Annotated in this window: 17 protein-coding genes, 1 tRNA gene and 1 riboswitch; of the genes, 10 read left to right on the forward strand and 8 right to left on the reverse strand. The window is 45.6% G+C overall.

The window, feature by feature from the left end:
- Nucleotides 1-232 precede the first annotated feature (232 nt).
- A complete protein-coding gene (locus PAHA3_RS04590; protein WP_062833665.1) occupies nucleotides 233-1363 on the forward strand; it encodes a glycosyltransferase family 4 protein in 1131 nt (376 codons plus the stop codon).
- Nucleotides 1364-1496: 133 nt separating this feature from the next.
- On the opposite strand, the gene PAHA3_RS04595 is transcribed toward PAHA3_RS04590, so the two are convergent.
- Nucleotides 1497-2552, reverse strand: coding sequence for a YkvI family membrane protein (locus PAHA3_RS04595; protein ID WP_062833666.1), 1056 nt, complete (start codon nucleotides 2550-2552; stop codon nucleotides 1497-1499).
- A gap of 204 nt (nucleotides 2553-2756) precedes the next feature.
- On the opposite strand from PAHA3_RS04595, the gene PAHA3_RS04600 reads away from it, so the two are divergent.
- The 4 genes from PAHA3_RS04600 (at nucleotide 2757) to PAHA3_RS04615 (ending at nucleotide 4577) form a co-directional block, all read left to right on the forward strand.
- A complete protein-coding gene (locus tag PAHA3_RS04600) occupies nucleotides 2757-3338 on the forward strand; it encodes a xanthine phosphoribosyltransferase (protein WP_062833667.1) in 582 nt (193 codons plus the stop codon).
- A gap of 97 nt (nucleotides 3339-3435) precedes the next feature.
- Nucleotides 3436-3765 (forward strand): hypothetical protein, encoded by a 330-nt coding sequence (locus tag PAHA3_RS04605; RefSeq protein ID WP_024629266.1) that lies wholly within the window; start codon nucleotides 3436-3438, stop codon nucleotides 3763-3765.
- Nucleotides 3766-3884: 119 nt separating this feature from the next.
- Nucleotides 3885-4103: a hypothetical protein gene (locus PAHA3_RS04610; RefSeq protein ID WP_062833668.1), complete on the forward strand. Its 219-nt coding sequence runs from the start codon at nucleotides 3885-3887 to the stop codon at nucleotides 4101-4103.
- A 144-nt stretch (nucleotides 4104-4247) separates the two neighbouring features.
- Nucleotides 4248-4577: a carboxymuconolactone decarboxylase family protein gene (locus PAHA3_RS04615; protein WP_017689352.1), complete on the forward strand. Its 330-nt coding sequence runs from the start codon at nucleotides 4248-4250 to the stop codon at nucleotides 4575-4577.
- 70 nt (nucleotides 4578-4647) lie between these two features.
- On the opposite strand, the gene PAHA3_RS04620 is transcribed toward PAHA3_RS04615, so the two are convergent.
- Nucleotides 4648-5346 carry a hypothetical protein gene (locus tag PAHA3_RS04620; protein WP_062833669.1) on the reverse strand — a complete coding sequence of 233 codons (699 nt, stop codon included), beginning with the start codon at nucleotides 5344-5346 and terminating at the stop codon, nucleotides 4648-4650.
- Nucleotides 5347-5468: 122 nt separating this feature from the next.
- A complete protein-coding gene (locus PAHA3_RS04625) occupies nucleotides 5469-5933 on the reverse strand; it encodes a C40 family peptidase (protein ID WP_062833670.1) in 465 nt (154 codons plus the stop codon).
- Between the two features lie 5 nt (nucleotides 5934-5938).
- Nucleotides 5939-6070: riboswitch (cyclic di-AMP (ydaO/yuaA leader) on the reverse strand.
- 419 nt (nucleotides 6071-6489) lie between these two features.
- Between PAHA3_RS04625 and pelA the strand changes: the two genes are divergently transcribed.
- Both pelA and PAHA3_RS04635 read left to right on the forward strand, forming a co-directional pair.
- A complete protein-coding gene (gene pelA / locus PAHA3_RS04630) occupies nucleotides 6490-7452 on the forward strand; it encodes a pectate lyase (protein WP_062833671.1) in 963 nt (320 codons plus the stop codon).
- Nucleotides 7453-7635: 183 nt separating this feature from the next.
- Nucleotides 7636-7720: transfer RNA gene (locus PAHA3_RS04635), tRNA-Leu, on the forward strand.
- An 89-nt stretch (nucleotides 7721-7809) separates the two neighbouring features.
- Here the strand turns inward: PAHA3_RS04635 and PAHA3_RS04640 are convergent.
- The gene (locus PAHA3_RS04640) at nucleotides 7810-9495 is read right to left on the reverse strand and encodes a carbohydrate-binding protein (RefSeq protein WP_062833672.1); all 1686 of its coding nucleotides are present in this window, start codon (nucleotides 9493-9495) and stop codon (nucleotides 7810-7812) included.
- 415 nt (nucleotides 9496-9910) lie between these two features.
- Here PAHA3_RS04640 and PAHA3_RS04645 point away from each other — a divergent pair, with 415 nt between their 5' ends.
- Nucleotides 9911-10705, forward strand: coding sequence for a divergent polysaccharide deacetylase family protein (locus tag PAHA3_RS04645; protein WP_371327925.1), 795 nt, complete (start codon nucleotides 9911-9913; stop codon nucleotides 10703-10705).
- Here the strand turns inward: PAHA3_RS04645 and PAHA3_RS04650 are convergent.
- Nucleotides 10680-11468: an N-acetylmuramoyl-L-alanine amidase family protein gene (locus PAHA3_RS04650; protein WP_062833674.1), complete on the reverse strand. Its 789-nt coding sequence runs from the start codon at nucleotides 11466-11468 to the stop codon at nucleotides 10680-10682. The genes PAHA3_RS04645 and PAHA3_RS04650 overlap by 26 nt on opposite strands.
- 195 nt (nucleotides 11469-11663) lie before the next feature.
- On the opposite strand from PAHA3_RS04650, the gene PAHA3_RS04655 reads away from it, so the two are divergent.
- Entirely contained in the window at nucleotides 11664-11882 is a 219-nt protein-coding gene (locus PAHA3_RS04655) for a YqzE family protein (RefSeq protein ID WP_062833675.1), read from the forward strand.
- A 106-nt stretch (nucleotides 11883-11988) separates the two neighbouring features.
- Here PAHA3_RS04655 and PAHA3_RS04660 read toward each other — a convergent pair whose 3' ends face one another.
- The 3 genes from PAHA3_RS04660 to PAHA3_RS04670 all read right to left on the reverse strand — a co-directional run bounded on the left by PAHA3_RS04660 (nucleotide 11989) and on the right by PAHA3_RS04670 (nucleotide 16117).
- Complete coding sequence (locus PAHA3_RS04660) at nucleotides 11989-12978, reverse strand: hypothetical protein (protein ID WP_167350844.1); 990 nt, start codon at nucleotides 12976-12978, stop codon at nucleotides 11989-11991.
- A gap of 181 nt (nucleotides 12979-13159) precedes the next feature.
- Nucleotides 13160-14353: a YqhG family protein gene (locus PAHA3_RS04665; RefSeq protein ID WP_062833677.1), complete on the reverse strand. Its 1194-nt coding sequence runs from the start codon at nucleotides 14351-14353 to the stop codon at nucleotides 13160-13162.
- 3 nt (nucleotides 14354-14356) lie between these two features.
- Nucleotides 14357-16117 carry a DEAD/DEAH box helicase gene (locus PAHA3_RS04670; RefSeq protein WP_062833678.1) on the reverse strand — a complete coding sequence of 587 codons (1761 nt, stop codon included), beginning with the start codon at nucleotides 16115-16117 and terminating at the stop codon, nucleotides 14357-14359.
- Between the two features lie 487 nt (nucleotides 16118-16604).
- Between PAHA3_RS04670 and PAHA3_RS04675 the strand changes: the two genes are divergently transcribed.
- Nucleotides 16605-19223 carry an adenosylcobalamin-dependent ribonucleoside-diphosphate reductase gene (locus PAHA3_RS04675; protein ID WP_062833679.1) on the forward strand — a complete coding sequence of 873 codons (2619 nt, stop codon included), beginning with the start codon at nucleotides 16605-16607 and terminating at the stop codon, nucleotides 19221-19223.
- The last annotated feature ends 21 nt before the right edge of the window (nucleotides 19224-19244 follow it).

Below are 19244 nucleotides of genomic sequence, written 5' to 3' on the forward strand. Positions count from 1 at the left end.
CTGAGGGGCACAGTTCGTGAATATGTTGTATATACGACTTGGAAGTTCCGGCTTCCCTATGTCATAATGGACAATAGAGCAGTTCTTAGACAAAATAAAGGGATGTACATTGGACAAAGGATAGGCTAATTGAGAGAGATTCTCATTTTAGATCTTTACTGAACATATGTTCTGATATATCATGGATGTAGATGCATTGAGAGAACGTAAGCAAGAAAGGGGGAAACTAACGGTGAAATTGCTGCAGGCGCTTTTCTTTCCTCCGGAGCAGCCCGGAGGTGTATCCTCTATGATTCCGTATATGCAGGAGAGGTTTACAACCCCGAGGTGGGAAATGGATCTGTTCTCGTTGCCGAAGCGAATTCGCAACAAGGGCAGAGAGGAAGTTCAATTCCAAACGTTTGATTGGACCGAATATCAGGATAGTCCTGTTGTCCAGAAATATATTCAAACCTATCGTGATTATCTATGGTGGACCAAACTGCGCATTCAGAAGCCCTATGATCTGATCCATGCCCACCACCCAATTGCAGGACTCGCGATGAAAACGGTTTTCCCGGATACCCCCCTCATTCAGACGATTCACTCCAGTTATGAACGAGAATTAATTCTTAATGGACGCATTGAACCGGATGGACCAGAGCATCGATTCCTGCTTGCGATATATGGGGAGTTGGAGCACCAGGCAGAGCGCCTCTTGACGGTGTCGGATTCGTTCCGTCGTTATTTGGCCCCCTACGTGAAGGAACCGGATGTCATCGGTGTGATCCCCAATGGATTCGATGAGAAGCGGTTTAAGCCGATTCCCCATGATAATGCCATACCACAGCTAGTGACGGTATGTCGGCTTGTTCCGGCGAAAGGACTGGATATTCTTTTCAAAGCCTGTGCGGAACTGAAGGGTCGAGGTCATGATTATGTGTTACACATTATTGGAGACGGACCGATTCGTCCTGATCTGGAAGAATTGGCGCAGCGGTTAGGAATCTATAATGAAACCATCTTCTATGGTTATACACTGCATCCTGAGGAATTCATGCCATTCTTTGATATTTTTGTACTTCCTTCACGGGCAGAAGCATTTGGTTCCGTCTTCGCTGAAGCGGCGCTGAGTTGTCTTGCCCTTGTGGGTACGGATGTAGGCGGTATACCGGAACAGATCGAGAACGGTAGCAATGGGTTGCTTGTACCGGCAGAAGATCCTTCTGCACTGGCTGAAGCGCTTGAAAAGGTGATGTTGGACCCGGCTTACCGTTATGAACTTGCCCGTTCGGCGTGTGAAAAAGCCAAAACACATTACTCGCTTGGCAGATCGGTGAATGAGCTGAAAAAGATGTATCTCCAGTTCCCTAGCCAAGCCTAAAACGGAGAGTAACAAGTGCAAGCCGCTGTGCTATACAGCGGCTTTTTTGTCATTTCTCAGGAAAGACTACACGCGATAACTTGTGGTCATGAACCAAATGATGCTCATATTCATGAAATACATAACCGTAATGTTATGTATTGTTGCGTCCACGAAAGGTGCCCCAGCGGTTCAGCACCAATTTGGCAGCCCAGATTAGTGCCATACTTCCGAAGATGGGGTACAGGATGGATAGCAGAGAACTGAATCCAAATTGGCTGAGTGAGTAACACAGCAGCATAATGGTTAATGTAATGAAACGGGGATGCACGCGTATATGTTGTCTGAGTTGCAAGGTCATTCCGTAGATATCAGCTACAAAAGTACTGAATATTTCCATGAAAATAAGAGATACATATACGGATTGCACTGCCCATCCAAGTTGAAAAGCAATGCTACCCATCGGGATCTCGAATTGGATGATGCCGGGCATCTGTGCTGACATGGCAAAGTGAGCTGCCATCAGCATGAAGCCTACGCCAATGCCTCCCAGTACGCCGCCCCACTTCAATACACTCCGACTGCGGATTTGGTTACCCACAGGCACAAGGACGGCTTGAGCCAACACCAGATTGAACGAAGTGTACAGAAGTGGAGACAGCCACACCTGAATGGGGTTTGAGTCTGTCGTCAGTGTGATGAATCGGGAGGCACCTGGATGATGAATGGTGCTGGTAATCATGAGCAGGGATAACAGGAGCATCATGGGAACGACGATGCTATTCATTTGAAGGATGGCCTGAATGCCCCGACCAAGAAGCAGATAAGTCCCTACAAGTGTGACAATCAGACCCGTCTGATAATGTAAACCCAGATGTTCGACAAAAACGGAACCTGCTCCTGCAAGCATGACACTGTTCACGCCAATGAGAATGAGAAGGGTCACCCAGGTAATCCATTTGCCTGCCTTGTGGCCGAATAAATGTTTGTTCAGATCCTCATAAGAGCGAGATCCGGTATCGTGAGCAATGAGCATCATTTTGGTACCTAACCAGACAAAGAGCATGGTGGATAAGCCTATGGTGATGGTGGCCCATTTGCCATACTGGGTAAAAAACTGCAGGATTTCCTGCCCTGTGGCGAAGCCGGCTCCGACAACCGTTCCGATGTATGTAAATGCGATCTGCAGCACCCGAAATGCCTGTTTCATGTCTTTCCCCTCTCAGGCCCCTGTATAGTTTGGACATGCGGGTACCATGGTACAAGGTATGCTTGACCCACGAAAGACATGACAATCGATAGCAAGCTCTGGCTTGAAATGCAGCTTAAGGACAGCCCTCGGGCAATTTCGCTTGAACTTATAGATAGATATATGATACTTTTACCTCATAGGATAGGCTTGGGAGGTCAAATCATGGAAGTATTGAAACAACGAATTTTACAAGAAGGTGTTGTCATCTCGGATCAGGTATTGAAGCTGGATGGTCTATTGAACCACCAAATTGATCCTGCATTAACGATGGAGATGGGACGGGAGTTTGCTGCCCGGTTTCGTGAAAGTGGAGTAACTCGGGTCATTACGGTAGAATCCTCAGGCATTCCGGTTGCTTTTGCCGCAGCTCATGAACTTGGGGTACCGCTAGTATTCGCCCGTCGCAAAAAAACGCTTCTGGCTGATCCTGATGCCTACTGTGAACGTGTACCGTCCTTTACCAAAGGAATTGTAACAGACATTATGGTATCCCGCGAGTTCATTCATGAGAATGACCGTATTCTGTTCATTGATGATATCATCGCCAATGGGGATGCTGCTCGTGGAGTCATCAAAATTATTGAGCGTTCCGGTGCGGAACTCGTCGGATTCGGCGTTGTGGTCGAGAAAAGTTTTCAGGCAGGGGCACGCACGATTCGTGAACAGGGTATTCCGGTGGAAGCCTTGGTACGTATTCGTTCTCTGAACGATGGAACGGTACAATTTGACGATAACGAAATGTGACATTTTAAAGGAATAGGGCCTATTTTTTGAACTATGCCTTTGCATGACCGCAGATTTCATTTATAATGGGGTTATGTTAGGGAGAGGAGGCAACACCATGGGGAACCAACCGGCAACAGAACAATTTTTTATTGATAAGCTGGCGGAATCGAAAGTTCATTTTGAACGTGCCCTGGATTGTAAACATACGGAATTCGATGACCTTTATCCCTATATGATTGAACATCCTCAATTTTTCTGGTACAAACGCTATGTTGCCTGGTCAGAATTACTGACGATTGTAGGCTTGTGCGAAGAGTTGTCCTTCTCTTGGAAAGAACAATTTACACCGCATCAAGTGGAGTACCTTGAAGAACGTGTGATGTCCGCCAAAGTGCTTGATTTTTGGTTCGAGAAGAACGACAGCAAAGAGCACGCGCAGCGGTAACTTTCAGTCGGGACATAATTTCGAATGACATGACAGTCCAATACAGTCACGTGAGACCTAAATGACATTTCATTTAGGTCTCTTTTTGTAAATAAATTTGGAATATAGGAGCCAAGAACATGATCAGTGATACAGAATTGGACGCCCTGCGTCTGTCAGGTGAGAAAGTAAGAGTAGTACGGGACGAGCTGGAGTCAAACGATGTAACCGGGATTGTCGTTGCCTGGGATGGCGAGCAGGTACTTATCCGGCGGCAAAATAGACGTGTCGTCAAGCTGGATCGCAGTTACCGATATCAGCTGTTCAGCGAACCGCGCCAGAGTCCACTTGGTGAGTAGCAATCGCTTATGATTGTGGCAAACCATGAGCATTTATATGTTTGGAATTACCATGATTTCTTGGCATAATTGGCTCACTCGGGAGAGAAAATAGGTACAGTGGAAACGATCTGTAACTATAGCTGAGAGGGTGTGCTACAAGACATGACATTGATGAATGATAAAGTTCATGCCTACAAGGATCAGATTGGAGCATTAAGCGATGTGCTGCCAGGAGTGGTGAAGTCGTATCATGAGTTTACCGGAGAATGCTTTCAGCCTGGCGTGATTGATGCGAAGACAAAACAGCTAATTGCCCTCGGAATAGGACTGTTCGCCAACAATGAGGTATGTACCTTCTACCATGTAGAAGAAGCTCGTGCCAAGGGTGCAACTGATCAGGAGATCATGGAGACCGTTGCCGTTGCTGGAGCTGTAGGAGGCGGACATGCCCTGTCTCAGGGTGCGATGCGAGTGCAGAAGGCGTTGCATTAAACTTAGGAAATATATGAAAAAATAAAACATGGTCATACCCTGTTAGCACAGGAGTATGACCATGTTTTATTTAAAGTTCATCTTTACTTGTTTTACTGTTAAGTGTTTTATTGTATTTGTCCACGTCCGCAAATTTTTCCATTACGGAATAGCGTGCCTTATAATTTATTACTGACGATTTAGTCCGATATTCAATGGTGGATCGGTCACTGGTCCACTTATAAATAAAAGCGTTATTATAGCTTTCGAGCTCTGGTTTACCATATTTCTTCGTAAGCTCTTCCAAAATTTCATCAGATTCCGGATTAGTTAGAGTACCAAAATCGTAACTTGCTTCAATCAGTAAGTAATCGTCCAAAGGATATTCATATGCTTGCTTCATCATGTCCTCTAATTGCTCATCCAATGTCTTTCGTATCTCGTCTTTTCTTGCGTCTGTCGTATTTTCGTTATCAAGTTCCTCACGCAATTGGTTGTTATCTTCTATTTTTTCTAATATTCCTTCATTATCCAATAAATTAGTAAAGGAGTATTCTGCGTCTGCAGTCTTACCCAGAACCACCACATCGGAATAATTAATACTTTTTTCATGATCATTATGTACTTTTTCTTCATAGTTTGTGTTTTCGTTTTTTTCTTCAGATGAAATGACCTTTTTTATTTTACTCCCCCAAGATACTTCTCTGAAATCTTTAACTGTTTCACTACTGCATCCTAAACTACCTATTACTAAAATAACAAAACTTAAAACAAACAATAACTTTTTCAATTGTTCTCCTCATCTCCTTTGATTTCCTAAAACATTTTACAATGTTTAAGAAATCAGTTGAAGACAAAAAATGGTTACAAAAAAGGCATCAGGTTATATACCGATGCCTTTTTGTGTATGAATTACATTTTGCCCAACATTTTATCGTACATAAATTGTCCAGTTACCCGACGTGCTGTCACATAACGATCATTGAAGTATGGATTCGATAACTTCGTAATACTTACACCTTTACTACTGGAGGCATGTGCAAATTGTCCGCCGCCAATATATACACCTGTATGTGAAATGCCTTTGCCCATCGTATTGAAGAACACCAGATCACCTGTGCGAATGTTACTTTTGGATACCGGAGTACCTGCTTTGGCTTGCTGCTGCGAAGTACGTGGCAATTCAATGCTGTATTTGTTGAAAAGATATCTCATAAACCCGGAACAGTCGAAGCCGGCCAAAGTCGTGCCACCCCACTTGTAAGGTATACCTGTCATGTTGTTCACTACGGAGTTGATACTGCTTGCCTCTGTGCTTGTTGCCCCGGATGTAAATAGTACAGCTGCTCCAAAAATGGAGATAATCAGTTTTTTCAAAATCAATGTTCTCCCTTCGATGCCTACGGAGTTAGCTAAGGGTTCGGTAGAAGGTTCCCTATATTTCCTATGTATAAGAATAATTCACCCAAAATGGTTCCCCCGTTTTCAAATCTGAAACTCGGCAATGAATAATTAAGTTTTTGTAACTATTTGAAACTATATTGCATAAATGCGTAATTGTCAAACCCATTTAAACCCCTTCGTAATACCTCAATGTTAGCGGAATTAAGGTTTTTATATGAAAGAAGGGATCAAGTCTGGGTATCATTCATGACAAAAACGTCATTATTGATTCGCTTAAGACGATTTTGGATAAATGAATAGGTTTGTCATGAGTTAAAAGAACTATTCCGTAATGTTCAATTAAAGAGATTATATTCATTAAGTTGCATATATTGACAAAAATCGATTTATTGCATATTATCTTCTTATCCAATCCACATATTGGATGAAAATTGATTTTATTGTGTTATAAATTCAAATAAAGGAGGTTAAGGGACTAGTTTTATAAGTAAGGTAGAAGTGGGAGATTTATAAAAACAAACATAGGAGAGTGTTATCTTTGAAAGCAAAAAAAATAGTTACTTTTATTCTGGCATGTACGATGGTCTTCTCAGCAGTTGGAATGGCAGTTCTTCCTGTAACAACGGTATCAGCTGCTGATGCTTCAGGCACAACAGCAAGTATATCTGATATTCTGAAGAACCAGCTGCCAGATGGAGGTTGGAGAAAAGACTACAAACAAACAAGTGGAGAATGGGCGAAGTCCACCATCGACAACAAGGCTACATACTCAGAAATTAGAAGATTGGCGAAGGAATTCAAAAAGACCAATGATCCGCGATACTCCACAGCTGCAATCAAAGGAATTAACTTTTTGATCAACATGCAGTATTCAAACGGCGGATGGCCACAAGTCTATCAAAGCTCGGGATATCACAAACACATCACTTACAATGATGATGCAATGATTAATGTAATGATCATGCTGGATGAAGTAGCAACGCGCAAAGGTGACTTCTCGTTTATCGACAGCACACTTGCTAACCGCAGTAAAAATTCAGTTGCCAAAGGTGTAGATGCGATTCTGAATACACAGGTCGTTTCAGGCGGTAAGCTGACAGCATGGGGACAACAACATGATTCCAGTTCCCTTAAACCGGCAAGCGCAAGAATCTATGAAGTACCATCACTGACGGCTGGAGAGAGTGTAACGATTGTTAAATTCCTGAAAACCAGACCTGCTAACGCTAAAATTACAGCATCCATTAAAGGAGCTGAAGCTTGGTTTAACAAAGTCAAAATTACGGGCTACAAGTATGAAAGAGCGAACGGAGACAGCAAAATTATTGCTGATTCCAAAGCTGCACCGATCTGGGCTCGCTTCTATGAAGTGGGGACAGATAAACCGATCTTTATTGGTCGTGACGGGGTAGTTAAATATAAACTAAGTGATATTGATAAAGAAAGAAGAGGCGGTTACGCATGGTATGGCAACTGGCCTTCCAAGCTGTAACTCGTAACATGCCTAAGGTTTCATAGAGTAGAGTTAATCCCTAGTAACGATAAGTAAAGCCCGAATCAGACATGGACGTCTGGCTCGGGCTTTATTGTTATTATTTTCAGTGTTGACATGATAAATTGTACATGATATATTATTTCTTGTCGCCAAGATATATATCACGAAGATATACAATATGCGGTCGTGGCGGAATTGGCAGACGCGCACGGTTCAGGTCCGTGTGGGCTAACCCCCCGTGGAGGTTCGAGTCCTCTCGACCGCATCATAAGAATGAAAAAAGGTTCCTTGTTAGGTTAACGCCTTTGGGGAACCTTTTTGCTTTGCCCATAAAAACATGCATCGTCTAATGGGTTACTGAGCGGACACGTGGATACTATCGATATTCGGACCTTCAGCACCGGTCGTTACCACTTTAATGGTATTGGTTCCCGAGTTCATGGGTACTTGAATTGTTTTTTCACCCCAGGTAGACCAGCTTCCCGTTGCAGTAAATGGGGTATTGCTGATTACTTTGGTCCCATTTACGAATACATCGAGGTTACGGGTGCCACTTTCCAACGCATAACGAAACTTTACGTTTTTGGTGCCGCTTATCGTATTGTTGATGTTATTCCATTGAATGCCTGAGTTCGTCAACGCATTGAAATTAACATACCCTGAGCCTGTGTAGCCAGGATAGATCGTCTCAATTGCAGCATCGGAGAGAGTCGTTCCTGTTTCTGCTTCATACGTAGTGCCACTCCCCGTATTACCGCCACCGCCCGTAATATTAGCGACAAACGTAGTTACACTTTGAGCAGGGAGTTGAGCAGTAAAGGTTGCATTGGACACCGTAATTGGTGCTCCGCTTGCCAGATTGCGACTGCTATCGGTTACCCATGAGGATACCGTGGAAGCATTACCATTTTGCAAAACAAATTTCTGACTCGTTGCAGAAGTGCTTCTGTTAATTGCCACAATGACAACCTTGTTATCCCCTTTGTAGGCAGAAACGAATGTGTTCGTATCCGGGTTTTTGGTTGCATCTACTCTGAGATAGCCTGGACGTACAAATTTGGAGAAGTGAGCCATATTATAACCGCGTTTACTAATCGTTCCGTCCTCTTTCATCGGACCATACTGTCTGCGGATGTACCACCATACATAAGCTTGGAAATCACCTTCGACCATAGCGCTGTGCATGTGATAGGACACGTCAAGCGCTTCGGGCCAGCGGTCCGCGGAGTTACTATCGCTATTCGGATAATAGACTTCAGTCATCCAGAGTTCTTTACCGGATCCTTTTTGCTTGAAGAGTGGATATGCGAAATCTTTGATCTGTGTCCCGTACGTGTGTGCCCCCAGAATGTCCATATTAGCGAGCGCCTGTGGGTCATTCAGAATCGGATCAGATATGTTTTTGAGATACTGGAAGGACTCGGGTGCCATCACTTTTGTACCTTGAATGGAGCCTGCATTTTCTTTCATAAAACGAAGGATTTCCTGAGGTGTCCACCAGGTCCAGTCATGTGCGTAGTCCGGCTCATTTTGTACCGAAATGGCATACAGGTCCACGCCATTATTTTTCATGTAGGTTACAAAGTCATTAAGATGCTGTGCATATGCAGTATACTTGTCGTACTTCAGGCGTTTGGCATTGGTATCTCCATTGCGGTTAAAGGTTTCAACCATGTCGCTCGGAGGATTCCATGGGGATGCAAATACGATAGCACCCTTTTCAATAGCACGTTTGGCTGTGGCAACCTCACGAGACCAGTTATTTCGGTCTGGATCGACGTAGATTCTGAGTACAGAAAAGCCTAACTGGTTCTGATCATTGCCAAAAGCAGTTTCTCGTTGCGCGGCAGTCAAGTCACCGATCCATGCCGGATGGTTGATACCACCAAAACCGCGAATGAGTTGTTTTTCAGAAGATAAATTAATGGTGGCATCACTTGCTGCCGAAACTTGTGTAGGACTAAGCATGAGGGGCAGAGCTGTTAAGCAGGCCAATAAAACGTTAATCGTCTTTTTTAATTTGAATTTCACTACTTTCATCCTCCTCAAATAGCAAATAGTAAAATAGCTGATGGTCTGGCATTTCATTTATGTAAACCCTTTCAAAACCTCCTCCCTTAAATCATAGGAAAATATAAAGCACTTTAGCTTCTTTCAATTGTTGATTCTACTAAATTATTCCTGAACTGAAAACCTGACAAATTACAGTATTTTTTCTAATTTATTTCTATTATCGATATATTCAATGACGGTTCTTGTCTGAAAAGAAGAAGGTTGAATGGAAAAGCGCTGCTCATTCGAAAGTGGAGTTGTCCAGTGGGGGGATGTCGATATTTAAGGAAGGCTTTGGCTTACATATAACTCCCTTCATTATCAAACAATGAGAACACAGATCTAAGGGGAGGGAATCATGATGAAGGAAAAGAGAAAGCATTATCGATTTTTGGCCAGTTTCATGACATTTTTGATTGTAATTTACGTCGGTGTTTCGGCAGGAGGGTCTACAGCCGCAGCTTCTGAGTCCCCATCGAATCATAAACGGTTGGCGATCATCATTGATGACGTTGGTAACGATATGAAGGGAACGGCAGAGATCTTGGCGATGCCAATCAAACTGACGGTAGCGGTGATGCCATTTTTGCCAACAACGAAGAAAGATGCGATCGCTGCGCATGAAAAGGGAATGGATGTGATCGTGCACATGCCCATGGAACCCAAGAAAGGAAGACCTGAGTGGCTGGGCCCGGGTGCAATCACATCCAATCTAACCGATGAAGAAGTACGGGAACGCGTGGAGAAAGCGATTGATGATGTACCGCACGCCATTGGCATGAACAATCATATGGGTTCCAAAATCACTTCCGACAAACGCATCATGTCGATTGTGCTTGATGTATGCAAGGAGCGAGGCCTCTTTTTTGTAGACAGCCGTACGAATTTTCGCTCCGTGGTAGGGGAACTTGCGATCTCCAAAAATATGCCACCTGTGGGTAATGACGTTTTTCTGGATGATCAAAACTCCAAGCAGCACATTCGCAAGCAAATGGATTTGGCTGTTCAGCGCGCAATTGACAAAAATATTTGTGTTGTCATTGGTCATGTGGGCCAAACGGGGTTAAACACATCTGCTGTGGTTCGTGATTCTGTTTCCCGTCTCCAGGGTCAGGTTGAGTTTGTCGGTATAGGTGATCTGGTACGCGAAGTGTGGAACTGGCATGCTGCTCCTACACTACCGACAGGTAATAAATAATGCCGTTGGCAATGGATTGGGCGATTCGTTTTTGCTCAGCGGGATCACTCATTCTGGCACGATCTGCCGCATTACTCAAAAATCCGGTTTCGACAATGACGGCAGGTTGCTTCACGTAATTTAATAAATAAAAGGGCTTGCCCCATACGACACCATGTCCAGTCCGATACAATTCGTTCATGGCGTTCTGAATGGATTGGGCTAGCAAGTAGCTCCTGCCTTCCTTCTGGTGCAGCACCACCGGGCCATGTGCAGATGATCTGGGACTCCAGTTCGCATGAATACTGACTACGATGTCTGTACTCACTTCTTCGCTGAGACTTTTACGCTGGGCAAGATCCCTGGTATGACGGGAGCGGCTGTTCAGCCAGCGGTTCTCATCACTAAGTGCATAATCCCCAAGTCGGTTGATGATAACGGCATAACCTTTGCTGCGAAGCAGAAGATACACCTTTTGGCTAATGGCGAGGTTAATATCTTTTTCCAGCACACCTTGGGCTGACGTACCACCGTCAATTCCTCCATGGCCTACGTCAAGCAGGATAACCGGAGCTGCAAAGGCATGATGACTGGAACGATAAGCATCTCCATCGGTCACCGGCAGCATGGATGGACTGTTCTGGGACGGAGTGGACTGAGCTGAACTTTGAGATAAGGCAAAATCAAGATAGGCTGCTTTTCCATGAGCAACATGGTGGGGCAGGATGGGGAGGCAATGGAAGCTGATTAGCAACGCCACCGAAGCGGTCAGCAGCTTATACATGGGAATACACACTCCTTCATGAAATAGGTATCGGATGCAGATTAATGACTGTATGGATACCTTTGGCATTAGACTGTGCATTTTGAGGGTTTTCATACTTCTTTCAACAAAAAAATGTTTAACCATTGCACATCCTGCACACAATAGAACTATCGTAAGCTCCGTGAATGAGCAGGAGCGAAGGAGGCAGAGGTTATGGCCAAAAGTGATGAGTTGGTAAAATACATTACGCAGCGTGTTGTTCATTATATCGATACACCCAAGGATGAGCGGAAAGGCCGCGCCAAAAAGAAAGAGCCGTGGGCAATGAAATGGTTCGGTATGATTCCGTTTGCTGTATCTCTGTGGGTGGGGAAAAAGGAAAAAGCGATGGAGTCACAGCCTCACAAACGAAGTTCTTCGGGTAAAGGGTGACTACCGCTAACCTGATTTCGCTAACGTAAAACCAAAAGAAAGACGCAGTCCCTTTGAAACATGGGAAGGCGTCTTATTTGTTGTTGTCTTAAGAGTTCCCAGTTGATCAAGGTTTCACGATGTAAAAATGACCATCTTGTTGCAATGTGCTCAAAGGCACAAAGCGTTGAATGGACGTATTGCCGCCAATCGCTACATACGGAATAGACTTTGCGTCCTGATCACTATGCCATAGCTGATAACCGCTAACGGGCATAGGACCGCCATATAAGACATTACGATCATCTGTTGAGAAAACAATCTCTTGATTCTTTTCATGCTGTATCACATCTTGTACACGGTCAGTAGCAACAGGCTTGGATGTAATCCACAACAGATTGTCAGCTGGATTGAATACAGGTCGCAGATGCAGTGGATCGACTGATAAAGATGAAGTTGTGGCTAAATCAGTTATGCTGGCAGAGACCTGTTTGGAGTCAGCCTCTAGCTGGTCCAGGAACTCTGATGGTAATACATCTCCGTTCGTAGCATCAATATAAAGTAATGGATGATTCCGTTGTTCCACTTTCCAATAAGCCAGCAGGGGAAGAGCATAACGAAGATGTAGCTCTCCTCCGCTAGCAAGTAACGTCTCAAGGTTGACATCTTGTCGATTCAAGGCTTGTCCAAGAAGTTCACTGTTGTACGGTGAGGACTCTCCTTGACCATATTCACTAAGCAGCAGTTGTCCCTGATCTGTGGCGTTAATAATCATATAACCGATCGGTTTGCCTTCAAACTCAGCTTGCACGAGCCAGCTATGTGTACCCGGACCCAGAGGGTAGAAGTCCAGTTCGGCGTTCTTCCAATGTGCTTCGGCGTTAGCCGTACCAAGGGCAACAGCTTGCTGCTCTGCAAACCGTTGTACAGCTGTGGGAGCTAATTTGTCATTCGCAGAGGCAAGAAGTTTGGTTCTGTCCCCTGTTGGTGATGCGAGCACGAGTGAGGTTGTTTTTTGTTGTTCAGCATTTGCAATCGACCAAAAGGAGAAAAGGGCAACACAACTGAGTACGCCCAAGGTCATACAAGTTGTTCTACGAACACTGTTCCATCGCATATGAAAGAATCGTTTCAAGTTAACACCTTCTTTTCCATTATCCATTGCCTGGTCGGTCCTAATTTCATTCTAGGGTACAGGCTATGCAAAGGTTGCTGCATCCTGTCGGGCGGCTGATCATGAATAAACACTACTTTTGCCAGCATTTGCAGGAAAAGTAGTGTCTTCGTCTATGTTTCGTCTATCTTAAGTGAAACATGCCGCTACTAATCGCAGTTACTTTCACTTTGGGCTCATATTGCCAGATCATTTCGGTTCGGCGTGTCTCATATTGCAGTTTCATGGCTTCACGATCGATAGCCGCCTGTTTCGCTTTCTCTTCTTCGGCATCTGTCTCGGTGTCGATCTGTACTGCGGCCTCTGCCGCCAGTTCTACATCTGCTCCAATGGATTCAGCGTTAGTTAATGCAATAACGGGTCTCAGGAGTACAGGTGTCGTGCGATCAGAATGTCCGGTCTCCGTGCCGGAGGTTAAGTTCTCCGTGGATTCTACTTCAGGCATATCTTCCCGGAGTACCGCTTCATAATATGTGTCCAACACGTCCAGCTCCAGATCAAGTCGCTCTTGAGCTTTCTCTGCCCAGCTGTAATCGAGTTTCTGCAAGCGGTTCGTCAAATGAGATTCCAAAGCAGCACCTGCATCGGATAACGAAACTTTAGCTGTCTGCACATGCATGTTCTCCGCGAGCCTCGGACTGAGGTCACGTCGATTCAGCTTCGTGCCGAATTTCTCTATAATTTCACCTGAGCGAAGGGAGATGCCGAGAAAATGCAGTTCCTCCCGTTTCAAGTCACAGGCAAATTCAACTTTGAAACAGACACCGAGCCAAGGTTCATATACGGCTGGCGCTGTAGCACGCAATTGCCGTTTGGCTGCCTGTTCGAACAGATTCACGAAGGCACCGCCTTCACGGGCTGCACCGAAAATCTGTTGTAGTCTGCGACTGCCGTATACCACATCTTCACGCAATATACGCCCTGGTCCCAGCTGGGGCAGAGATGGCGTAATACCGAAGTAACGACCCAGAATGGTATCCTTCGGTGGCTCACCTGGGGTATTCCCATTGGTTACGCCATTGGTACCCGCAGGGTCAGTTACAACCGGAGGTGATGTTTGCGCCGCTTTGGCTTCTGCTGCTTCAATGGCCTGCTGATAGCTGTCAGGATCGAATATAAATGTGAAAGACATGGTCTCAGCTGGTGCTCCGGTTCGCTCCACAAACCCCCAATAATAGGGGCGGTTCGTCAACGCTTTGTCCGCTTCAGGCGAGAGTTTGACCGTCACATGGGCAGGGGAACGCTCCATAATCTGACAATCAAGTGATTCCAGATAGGTGAGAACATAAGCCTGCACTTCATGGGGGGACATGGTCATGGATCAGCTACCTCCTTTGCGAAGATCTAACCCGGATACAGCAGGGCCCTCATCCGCGACTTCACGCTGAATGGAGCTCAGCGATTGTCCAAGTGAATCCATCTTGCGGCGAATATCTTCTTCATTTTGTGATTCCAACATGATTTTGTACAAACTTTTCTCAATAGACTCCTTTTTCTCCAGCCGTTCCAGAATGACATCCAGCCCGCCGATCACCATCTCGAACATATTGATCTTCTCATGCAGCAAATTCAGAATGTGTTCCTCTATGGTTCCGGTTGTGGACAGGTTGAAAATGTTCACGTCATTCTGCTGTCCCAACCGATGCACCCGACCGATCCGCTGCTCTACCCTCATAGGGTTCCAAGGCAGATCGAAGTTGATCATATGGTGACAAAATTGCAGATTAATGCCCTCACCACCCGCTTCGGTTGCAATCATGGCCTGCACACGCCCGCGGAAGAGATCCATCATCCAGTCTTTTTTGCCCCGATTCATGCCACCCCGATAGGGGACGGCCGTAAGCCCGTTGTTGCGGAAATAGTTTAGCAGATACTCCTGCGTGGCCCGGTATTCGGTGAAGATAATTACTTTTTCATTCATGTTCCGAACCAGTTCCATCGTTTTCTCGGCTTTGGTATTCTCCTTGATCGCTTTAATATGGGCAACGAGTTCCCAAATCTTGTCTCGAAGGGGAGAATCCAGCGGAAGTTTCTTCGACAGATTCACCAGTGTTACGAATACAGCATCCCGACTGCTGCACACTTCCCGTTGTAATGTAACAAGGGAGAGCATGCTGCTCAGGTTGCCCCCAGCTTCCTGGTACTGGTCTTTAACAAAGGAAGTCACGCCATCGTATAGCGCTTGTTCTTCGGGCGATAGTTGCAGATTCACGTTGGAGACGTTCCGTTTGGTAAATTGAACGGGGCCTTCGCCGCGGCGGTTGCGAATCATGACTTTGGATAACTCGTTCTTAAGCTGTTCCTGATTTTTCGGAACCCGCTTGTCGACGACAAAGTTGGCTGCAAAGTCACCCTGACGACCCAGCTGACCCGGCTTCAGCAGGTTGATCAGATTGAACAACTCGCTCATATCGTTCTGCACAGGTGTAGCTGTGAGCAGCAGGCAATACTTTTTGCGCAATTTCAGCATGAATTGATAGTTGGTTGTTTTCTTATTTTTGAGCTTGTGGGCCTCATCAATAATGATCATATCGTAATCGGTATTTAGCAGCATATCTTTATGCGGATCACGTTTGGCTGTATCCATGGAGGCAACAACCACTTCATTCTGCCAGGAGTAGGCCTTTTTCTGGGCAATGGCTGGGATGCCAAATTTCGAATTCAACTCTCGTACCCATTGCAGCACAAGAGAGGCTGGCACAAGAATGAGTACCTTGGATACGAGACCCCGAACCATATATTCTTTCAGAATGAGACCGGCTTCAATGGTTTTGCCCAGACCCACCTCATCGGCGAGAATGGCCCGGCCTGACATTTCAAATAATACTTTGCGTGCAGTGTCCATCTGGTGAGGGAGTGGAGTAAGGCCTTGTAGATGCTTCAAACATTGGATCTCGTCAAAATTGGGAATCAGGTTGGTTTCTTCGGCTTGAATACCGAGTTGGAAGAGTCGGTAATCTCCCCAAGGACCTCCTTTATCCAGTCGGGATTCCAATTGATTAATCCAGCTCCGATCAAATTCCAACGGAACAGGCAGCTCGGCTACAGGTTGATTCGTGTGGTGCGGGTTTTTCCGGTTCATGGTGCTTCCTCCCCTGCCATACGTGATGACGTTTTATTCGTAGGTAATAGTATGGACGAATGAGAGTCAGTTCATAACCATATAAGTTGAACTACAGTTTATTTGCACGAACACTACGATGACAGAACAACCTTCCAATCGCTGTTATCCCCAGATTTCTTTGATTCCCTTTTCTGGAGAGGGGAATATGGGGATAGCGTATGCTTTCGATGCAGCTTTCTTTCAGAAAGCTTTTAGGCCAACGCTTCGCTTTTTCAGGTTTTTTCTGTCCCAAAAAATTCACAGATTTTGTATACGTGAGTTTGAGAGTGTGTGAAGAAGTTTGTCCGAGCAGAGGAGTCTATAAAATAAGGACTGTGATAAAAGTCATCTAGAAAATCAATATATGGTGTATTATACTTGATTTAAATCACTATATGTGGTGTTTAATCATAATTTACTCTTATAGTGAAAATGGAGCTTGAATCCAGGGAGGTTGAATGTAGCGATGAAATCGAACCAACGATCGTACCAATTAGAAGGACTTAGCGAAAAAATATTTCTGGACCGATACGCCTGGAAGGACGCTGATTCGAATCATGCCAAGGTCGGGGATGTTGTGTTGGTATTAACGAAGGATGATCCCAAGTTCCCAACCAAGGAAGTGGGCGAAATCATAGAACGTCAGGGTCAGCTTGTACAAGTGAGGACTCGAAGCGGAGAGATGATCGAGACAAACCTGGAGAAACTGACACTCAACATAGAAAAAACACCGGAAGAGATGTGGGAACGTCTTGCCAAAGCGATGGCTTCTGTCGAATCCACTGCGGATCAGCAGGCAACGTGGGAGTCCAAGTTCCGCTCCGTGTTGGAAGATTGGAAGTTAGTTCCTGGTGGTCGCATTGCTGCGGGTGCGGGGGCCAGCGATGAGCTGACACTCTTCAATTGTTATGTCATTCCGTCTCCGCAGGACAGTCGGGGTGGCATCATGAGGACTTTGAGCGAGATGACAGAAATTATGGCACGTGGGGGAGGCGTTGGCATTAATTTGTCCTCTTTGCGTCCTCGCCGAGCGGTGGTCAAAGGTGTCAACGGATCATCCAGCGGTTCCGTATCGTGGGGTGGATTGTTCAGTTATACGACAGGACTGATTGAACAGGGCGGAAGCCGCCGGGGTGCGCTCATGCTGATGATGAATGACTGGCATCCGGATGTGCTTGATTTTATTACCGTGAAACAAACGATGGGGCAGGTGACCAATGCCAATCTGTCGGTATGTATGAGCAACGCATTTATGGAGGCTGTCAAGCAGGATGGAGATTGGGATTTGATTTTCCCCGATACAAACGATCCGGACTACGACACCGAGTGGAACGGGGATATGCAGCAGTGGAAAGCTGCAGGTCATTCGGTGGTGCACTATCGAACGCTGAAGGCTCGCGAAATCTGGCATACCATTATTGAATCAGCCTGGAAATCGGCAGAGCCCGGTGTTGTATTCATGGAGTATTATAACCAGATGTCCAACAGCTGGTACTTCAATCCGATCATCTGTACTAATCCGTGCGGGGAACAAGGCCTGCCTGGTTGGGGTGTATGTAATCTGTCTGCCATTAATCTGTCCAAATTCTACGATGAAACGAATCATGATGTGGCATGGGATGAACTGGCGGAAACCACTCGCATCTCGGCTAGATTTTTGGACAATGTCATCGATGCAACACCATATCATTTTGAGGAAAATAAACTGAATCAGCAGCGTGAACGCCGGGTTGGACTTGGCACCATGGGACTGGCAGAGCTGATGATTAAGTTGCGTATTCGATACGGCAGTCCTGAATCTCTTGTTTTTCTGGATAAACTGTATGGATTCATGGCAAAGGAGGCCTATCTGGCATCGGCAGAGATTGCAGCAGAGAAGGGAGCTTTCCCAGCTTTCGAAGCTGAACCGTACTTACAGAGTGGATTCATGAAAAACATGGTTGCGACGTACCCTGAAGTGGGAGAGGCCATTCGTAAACAGGGCATTCGAAATGTCACTCTGATCACTCAGGCGCCAACGGGAAGTACTGGTACGATGGTGGGCACATCCACAGGTATTGAGCCGTATTTCGCCTTCAAGTATTTCCGTCAAAGCCGTCTAGGTTATGATGAACAATTCGTACCGATTGCACAAGATTGGCTGGATGAACATCCGGGTGAAGCTTTACCCGACTATTATGTGACAGCGATGGATCTGTCGGCTGAGAACCATATCCGGGTGCAGGCCGCGATTCAGCAATGGGTGGATAGCTCAATCTCGAAGACGGCCAACTGTCCGGCTGATTTTACAGTGGAGGATACGGCAGAGCTATACGAACTGGCCTTCGACCTTGGCTGTAAAGGAGTTACGATATACCGCGATGGTAGCAGGGATGTACAGGTATTATCCACATCGAAGAAGGAAGAGACAAAGGCAGAAAATCTGAATACGGCGGAAGCAGGAGAGAAGACTGACGTATCTGCAATAGATAAACCGAATAACATCGGAGGGCAGGCAGGTGTTGGAGCTTTCAATAGCGAGGTTGATGTGGAGACTCTTTCTTCCAATCAAACCTCTTCGTCTGCTACAGTGCTGGATAAACAATATAGAAGTCGTCCTCAGGTACTGCGCGGTGCGACATACAAAATCAATACGCCATTCGGCATGGCATACATTACAATCAATGATCTGGAGGGAACCCCGGGTGAAATTTTCCTGAACGTAGGCAAAGCAGGATCGGATGTGTTCGCGATGGCTGAGGCACTCGGTCGGGTATGCTCACTGTTCCTGCGATACGGAGATCATGGGCATAAGGTTGAACTGTTGATCAAACATCTCAAGGGAATCGGAGGTTCAGGAGCGATTGGCTTCGGAGCCAATCGGGTGGAATCGATTGCAGATGCAGTCGCCAAAGCATTGGAAAGTCATGTGCAGAGCAATGTGCAGGAGAACGAAACTGGAGCATTGAAAGAACAGAACCAAGTGGAGGATCAGAAAACCTTTATCGAATCGAGAGATTTATGTCCTTCCTGCGGCTCGGCATCCTTGATGAATGTGGAAGGATGCAAAACATGCAGCAACTGTGGGTACAGCAAGTGCAATTAAGTATCACTAGAAAAAAGAGAA

It is taken from the genome of Paenibacillus amylolyticus (assembly GCF_001570725.1).
Classification (GTDB): Bacteria; Bacillota; Bacilli; order Paenibacillales; family Paenibacillaceae; genus Paenibacillus; species Paenibacillus amylolyticus_A.

Bases quoted from the DNA above. Each gene is read 5' to 3' on its own strand.
- PAHA3_RS04595 (WP_062833666.1), bottom strand. From the start codon at position 2,552: ATGAAACAGGCATTTCGGGTGCTGCAGATCGCATTTACATACATCGGA.
- PAHA3_RS04600 (WP_062833667.1), top strand. From the start codon at position 2,757: ATGGAAGTATTGAAACAACGAATTTTACAAGAAGGTGTTGTCATCTCG.
- PAHA3_RS04605 (WP_024629266.1), top strand. From the start codon at position 3,436: ATGGGGAACCAACCGGCAACAGAACAATTTTTTATTGATAAGCTGGCG.
- PAHA3_RS04610 (WP_062833668.1), top strand. From the start codon at position 3,885: ATGATCAGTGATACAGAATTGGACGCCCTGCGTCTGTCAGGTGAGAAA.
- PAHA3_RS04615 (WP_017689352.1), top strand. From the start codon at position 4,248: ATGACATTGATGAATGATAAAGTTCATGCCTACAAGGATCAGATTGGA.
- PAHA3_RS04640 (WP_062833672.1), bottom strand. From the start codon at position 9,495: ATGAAAGTAGTGAAATTCAAATTAAAAAAGACGATTAACGTTTTATTG.
- PAHA3_RS04645 (WP_371327925.1), top strand. From the start codon at position 9,911: ATGACATTTTTGATTGTAATTTACGTCGGTGTTTCGGCAGGAGGGTCT.
- PAHA3_RS04650 (WP_062833674.1), bottom strand. From the start codon at position 11,468: ATGTATAAGCTGCTGACCGCTTCGGTGGCGTTGCTAATCAGCTTCCAT.
- PAHA3_RS04655 (WP_062833675.1), top strand. From the start codon at position 11,664: ATGGCCAAAAGTGATGAGTTGGTAAAATACATTACGCAGCGTGTTGTT.
- PAHA3_RS04660 (WP_167350844.1), bottom strand. From the start codon at position 12,978: ATGCGATGGAACAGTGTTCGTAGAACAACTTGTATGACCTTGGGCGTA.
- PAHA3_RS04665 (WP_062833677.1), bottom strand. From the start codon at position 14,353: ATGACCATGTCCCCCCATGAAGTGCAGGCTTATGTTCTCACCTATCTG.
- PAHA3_RS04670 (WP_062833678.1), bottom strand. From the start codon at position 16,117: ATGAACCGGAAAAACCCGCACCACACGAATCAACCTGTAGCCGAGCTG.
- PAHA3_RS04675 (WP_062833679.1), top strand. From the start codon at position 16,605: ATGAAATCGAACCAACGATCGTACCAATTAGAAGGACTTAGCGAAAAA.